Below are 5,964 nucleotides of genomic sequence, written 5' to 3' on the forward strand. Positions count from 1 at the left end.
TTATAGGCCTTTTAGGGTCGGCAAGAGGAATAGAGAACTCATTTAATAGATTATTTGGAAGCTTTGCTACAAATAGCGTTTTTGTATGGGGGCAAAATACAAGTAAACCATTTAAAGGATTTCAAGAAGGGAAAAGAGTCCGTTTATCATTATCTGATGCCAAAAAAGTAGAAGAGAATATAGAAGGAATAGAGTTTGTTGTGCCTAGAAACCAAAGTGGGGCTTTAGTAGTTAGAAATTTTTTATCAGGAAACTTTTCAGTAAACGGCGATTATCCATTATTAGATAAAGTACAGAAAAAGAAAATGTTAAAAGGTCGTTTTATAAACCAAAACGATATTAACGATAATAAAAAAGTTGCTGTTATTTCAGAAGACATGTACAAGCAACTTTTCGAAAAAGATGAAGAAGCTATAGGCGAGTATATACAAGTAAACAGTATTAATTTTAAAGTTGTTGGTATATTTGAAGTAGGAAATGTAAATATGGGGCCATCTAGCGACATACACATTCCATTTACAACCTTTCAGCAAATATATAATCAAGGAGAAGAAATAGGTTGGATGATGATTACTGGGAAACCAGAATACGATATAAAACAAATAGAAGCAGACGCCAAATTACTATTAAAAAACTTAAACAGAATCCACCCAAAAGACAAACGTGCTTTTGGTAGCTTCAATTTGGGTAGTATGTTTGGTAAAATGACTGGATTTTTAACAGGAATGCAGTTTCTAACTTGGTTTGTAGGTATTGCTACCTTAATAGCTGGGGTATTTGCCATAGGTAATATTTTATTAATAACAGTTAAAGAACGAACCAAAGAAATTGGAGTACGTAGAGCAATAGGAGCAACACCTTTTGAAATTAAAAGACAAATAGTTGTAGAAGCTGTTTTTATCACACTAATTGCAGGCTTTTTTGGAATATTAAGTGGAGGCTGGATTTTAATACTAATAGATGCAACCATAGGGCAGGGAGACGAAGCATGGATGGTAAATGCATCCGTATCCATAGGAGTAGTATTTATAGCATTAGTAATATTAGTCGTTTTAGGAACTTTGATAGGGTTAATACCAGCATTTAAAGCAACCAGTATAAAACCTATAGACGCATTAAGAGAAGAATAAATAAATCAATCAAAATAAAAACGAAAATGTATTTAAAAACAATATGTTTTCAACCAACAGCAAAAATTAAATAAAAAATGAAAAAAGCATTAAAAATCATTTTAGGATTAGGGTTACTAGTAGCCTTGTTATTCGTATTAAAATATTTTAAAGACTCTAATGAGAAATCTGTAGAAGAATTTAAAGTATCAGAGCCATTTTACTCATCTATGCAAACCAAAGTTGTTGCAACAGGAAAATTAAACCCAGAAGAAGAAGTAGAATTAAAACCTCAAATCTCTGGAATTATAGATAAAATAATGGTTGAAGAGGGCGATATAGTAAAGAAAGGAGATGTAATAGCTAAAATTAGAGTTGTACCAAACGAACAAAGTTTAGTAGGAGCTAATGGACAAATTTCATCAGCTAAAATAGCTTACAATAATGCAAAAATAATTTATGAAAGAAATAAAACACTTTTCGATAAAGGTGTGATCTCTAAGCAAGATTTTGAAAATAGTGAGTTAAGTTTTAACCAATCAAAAGAAAATTTAAACCAAGCTCAAAATAATTATCAAATTATAAAAAGAGGGTCTCTATCTGGAGGAGGTTCTGCAAATACAACAATTACAGCTTTAATACCTGGTACTATATTAGAAATACCTGTAAGAGAAGGAGATCAAGTTATAGAAAGTAACAATTTTAATGCAGGAACAACAATCGCTACTATTGCAGATATGAGTAAAATGATTTTTGAAGGAAAAGTGGATGAGGCTGAAGTAGGCAAGTTAGAAGAAGGTAAAGATATTAAAGTAATTTTAGGAGCCATAAATGAAAAAGATTTTCCAGCAAAACTTACATTTGTAGCACCTAAAGGAAAAGAAGAAAATGGCGCTGTACAATTTACAATTAAAGCAGATGTAGAAGTAGAACCTTCAACTAAAATTAGAGCAGGGTATAGTGCTAATGCTGAAATAGAAATGGCAAGTAAAGACAGTGTTTTAGTGATAAAAGAATCTTTATTACAATTTAACAGAATAACAGAGAAGCCATATGTTGAAATTCAAAAAGAAGATGGTAAATTTGAAAAGAAAAATGTGGTATTAGGATTGTCTGATGGTATAAATGTAGAAATTCTTGAAGATGGAGTAGCAGAAGGAGATAAAATAAAGGTATGGAATAAAGCATCAAAAGACGATAATAACGATGAAGACGATGAATAATAGAAATATAACAATATTAGTTTTAGCATTACTTGTTAGTGTATCAACATTTGCACAAGGTAAAAAATGGACACTAACCGAATGTGTAAATCATGCGATAGAAAATAATATTTCGGTTAAAAGAGCTCAAAATGCATTACTGTTAAACGACCAAGATATTAAAGCTGCAAAAGGACAATTTTTACCAGGTGTTAGTGGAAGTGTTGGGCAATCTCTTGGTTTAGGTAATACAGAAGTATTTCCAGGACAATTCGTAGACCGTTCGTCTAATAGTACAAGTATAAGTATAGGTGCTAATTATACTATATTTAATGGTTTTAGAAGAACAAACTTATACAAGCAATCGCTATTAACAAGAGAAACAAGTGATTTAGAATTAAAAAGAATTAGAGATGATATTTCATTAAACGTAGTTAATTCGTATTTAAATATATTATTTAATAAAGAGCGTTTAGAAACTGCAAAAGCTCAATATGCTTTTACAGAAAAACAATTACAGCAAGTAAAAGATTTAGTAGATGCAGGAGTGCAACCTAAAGCCAATATATACGATACAGAAGCGACACTTAGTAATGACTCTCAAAGTGTAACCGTCGCAGAAAATAATTATAATTTATCGTTATTAACTTTATCTCAATTACTACAAGTCCCATACGAAGGATTTGATGTTGAAATTATAAATATAGATACACCATCTGCATCAATAATGTATAACGATATTCAACCTATATTAGATTATGCTTTTTCTAATCGAGGAGAAATAAAAGTTGCAGAAAAAAATATTGAAAATGCAGAGTTAAATACAGAAATATCAAAAAGTGGATTTTTACCAACAGTAAGTCTTGGCTATGGTTACAGTACTAATGCCTTTTTTACTAACTTAAGGGATGATGAAGCCGCATTATTTACCCAGTTAAATGATCAAAGAGCCCATAGTTTTAACCTTAATGTAAGTATTCCTATTTTTTCTAGATTTTCTAATAAAACAGCTGTAGCTAAATCTAGAATACAAGAAGAAAACTCAAAACTAGCATTAAATGAAGCTAAATTAGCACTAGAAGCAAACATACAGCGCTCTTTTACAGATGCGCAAGCAGCACTAAAAACATTTCAAGCAGCTACAAAATCGTTAGAAGCTCAACAGTTATCATTTAGTAATGCTCAAGAACGATATAATATAGGCGCTATGAATGCTTTTGAGTTAGAGCAAGCAAGGATTAGATTAATAAATGCAGAGTCTTCATTAATAAACGCAAAGTATGATTTTGTGTTTAAAACTAAAGTGTTAGACTTTTACATAGGAAAACCAATTACACAATAATTTGGCACTAATATTAAGTATAGAAACAGCAACAACAAATTGTTCGGTCTCTCTTTCAAAAGAAGGAGAGACTTTGCTTTTAAAAGAAGATTATAATACTAATTATTCGCATGCAGAACAATTACATGTATTTATAGAGAATATATTAAAAGCATCTAAAATAAACCGCTCTCAATTAGATGCTATAGCAGTAAGTAAGGGGCCTGGATCTTACACAGGTTTACGTATAGGAGTTTCGGCTGCAAAAGGACTTTGTTTTGCATTAAATATACCACTCATCTCTGTGTCTACCTTAGAAGCTTTGGCTAATCAAGTAAATATAACTAATGGTGTTATTGTACCAATGTTAGATGCTAGACGTATGGAAGTTTATTCTGCAGTTTTTTCTTCATCATTTGAGCAGAAAAGAGAAATTGAAGCACAAATACTTGATGAAAACTCGTTTTTAAATTACCTAAACTCTCAAAAAGTATATTTTATTGGTAATGGTGTAGAAAAAACAAAAGGACTAATACAACATGAAAATGCTGTGTTTATAGAAGGGAAATTACCCTCAGCTGAGCAAATGAGTGTATTAGCTTATAATAAGTACAAAAAAAACGACATCGAAGATGTCGCTTATTTTGAACCTTATTATTTAAAAGATTTTGTAGCTTTAAAACCTAAGCCTAAAAAATAAATTAAGCCTCTTTTTGTATCTCAACAGCATGTGGATATGGTATTTCTATACCAGCTGCGTCTAGAGCTTCTTTTGTATTTTCAGTTGTTTCAAAGTAAACATCCCAATAATCTTCTGCATTACACCATGGGCGTACCGCAAAATTAATAGAGCTGTCTGCTAATTCCATTACGTTTACTGTAGGCGCGGGATCTTTTAAAACTTTAGGGTTAGACGTTAAAACGTCCATTAATACCTGTTTAGTTTTTTTAATGTCGCTATCATAACCAACTCCAAATACTAAATCTACACGACGAGTACCTTCAGTAGTGTAGTTAATTATGTTTCCATTAGATAATGCACCATTTGGAATAATGATTTCACGATTTGACAGTCCTGTTAGTTTAGTTGTAAAAATCTCAATTTCTTTAACAACACCAATTTCTCCTTGAGCTTCAATTAAATCACCTATTTTAATAGGCTTAAAAATCATTAATAATACACCACCTGCGAAATTGCCTAGAGACCCTTGTAAAGCTAACCCTATCGCTAAACCAACAGAAGCTAGAATAGCAGCAAAAGAGGTTGTCTCCACGCCTAATTTAGCTAAAATTGAGAGGATTAGTAATATTTTTAAAACCCAGTTAATTAAGTTTAATAAAAAACGTTTCAGACTTTCGTCGTATTCTCTAACAGACATTAATTTATTGCTTGCCTTCATTATTTTCTTAATAATCCAAGATCCAATAATCCAAATGGCTATAGCCCCAATAATTCTAATCCCATACTCAGATGCGAATTCTATACCTTTGTCAATCCATTTTTGTACTTCCATTATATTATATTTTTATATAAAGTTAAAATTAAATAACTACAGATTTTAAGTAAGTAGCTTATAAGTGTTTATTTTAATTAATCGATAAATGGTTTATTTTATCGAAGAAATGCCTAAAGATAAAGGTTAATAATTAAAAGAACTAAAGCTAATAATGCAGGAATAGATTGTACGTAAAATAATCTAATCTTTCGCGTAGAATATGCTCCATATATACCGGCTATAACTATAGATGTTAAAAAGAAAATTAAAAAATTTGTTGCATTTATAATAAGAGAGTAAATTATACCAGCTACTAAAATACCGTTATATAGACCTTGGTTAGCGGCCAGTACTTTTGTGTCTTCAGCAAACTCTTTATTTTTTAGGCCAAAAGTTTTAATCCCCTTTGGTTTGGTCCAAAGAAACATTTCTAAAATTAAAAAGTAGAAATGCTCAAAAGCAACAAACAAAATTAAAATAGTTGTTAGTAGTTTCATAATCATTTATTTTGTATTAAACTAGACGCTTTACTAACTTCAGATACAGGTAGTTTACAAGCATTATTTACGCAAACATATATTAAAGTTTCTCCATCAACATATCTATTTTCTAGTAAAGGTAGTTTACTTTCAGTTTTACTGCCTACAATAAGTTTATTAGGGATATAAGTAGTGTTTAATTCTGAAATTTTCTCTGAAACAGATGCGCCAACAATGGCTACTTCGTAAAAAGGATTGGTATAGTTTAACATTAAATCTAACCAATTAGAAAAACCAGAGCCATAATCTTTTATTTCAGGTTTTACATTATTTAACATTGTTGTAGCTGTTTTGTAA

General features: G+C 30.7%; 6 protein-coding genes and 1 pseudogene. 4 read left to right on the forward strand and 3 right to left on the reverse strand.

Annotated elements, in window-relative coordinates:
* Window positions 1–2: 2 nt before the first annotated feature.
* From ACVC2P_RS16600 to tsaB, 4 genes are all read left to right on the forward strand, one after another.
* Window positions 3–1,130 (forward strand): ABC transporter permease, encoded by a 1,128-nt coding sequence (locus ACVC2P_RS16600; RefSeq protein WP_452599574.1) that lies wholly within the window; start codon window positions 3–5, stop codon window positions 1,128–1,130.
* 77 nt (window positions 1,131–1,207) lie between these two features.
* Window positions 1,208–2,332, forward strand: coding sequence for an efflux RND transporter periplasmic adaptor subunit (locus ACVC2P_RS16605; protein ID WP_452599575.1), 1,125 nt, complete (start codon window positions 1,208–1,210; stop codon window positions 2,330–2,332).
* Window positions 2,325–3,653: a TolC family protein gene (locus ACVC2P_RS16610; RefSeq protein WP_452599576.1), complete on the forward strand. Its 1,329-nt coding sequence runs from the start codon at window positions 2,325–2,327 to the stop codon at window positions 3,651–3,653. The genes ACVC2P_RS16605 and ACVC2P_RS16610 overlap by 8 nt, the downstream gene beginning before the upstream one ends.
* Window position 3,654: 1 nt before the next feature.
* Window positions 3,655–4,332 carry a tRNA (adenosine(37)-N6)-threonylcarbamoyltransferase complex dimerization subunit type 1 TsaB gene (tsaB, locus tag ACVC2P_RS16615; RefSeq protein WP_452599577.1) on the forward strand — a complete coding sequence of 226 codons (678 nt, stop codon included), beginning with the start codon at window positions 3,655–3,657 and terminating at the stop codon, window positions 4,330–4,332.
* Window position 4,333: 1 nt separating this feature from the next.
* On the opposite strand, the gene ACVC2P_RS16620 is transcribed toward tsaB, so the two are convergent.
* From ACVC2P_RS16620 to ACVC2P_RS16630, 3 genes and pseudogenes are all read right to left on the reverse strand, one after another.
* Window positions 4,334–5,146, reverse strand: coding sequence for a mechanosensitive ion channel family protein (locus tag ACVC2P_RS16620; RefSeq protein WP_452599578.1), 813 nt, complete (start codon window positions 5,144–5,146; stop codon window positions 4,334–4,336).
* A 113-nt stretch (window positions 5,147–5,259) separates the two neighbouring features.
* Window positions 5,260–5,625 (reverse strand): DUF1304 domain-containing protein, encoded by a 366-nt coding sequence (locus ACVC2P_RS16625; RefSeq protein WP_452599579.1) that lies wholly within the window; start codon window positions 5,623–5,625, stop codon window positions 5,260–5,262.
* A gap of 2 nt (window positions 5,626–5,627) precedes the next feature.
* A pseudogene (locus ACVC2P_RS16630) lies at window positions 5,628–5,964 on the reverse strand (thioredoxin domain-containing protein); the annotation flags it as partial.

It is taken from the genome of Pontimicrobium sp. MEBiC01747 (assembly GCF_053601635.1).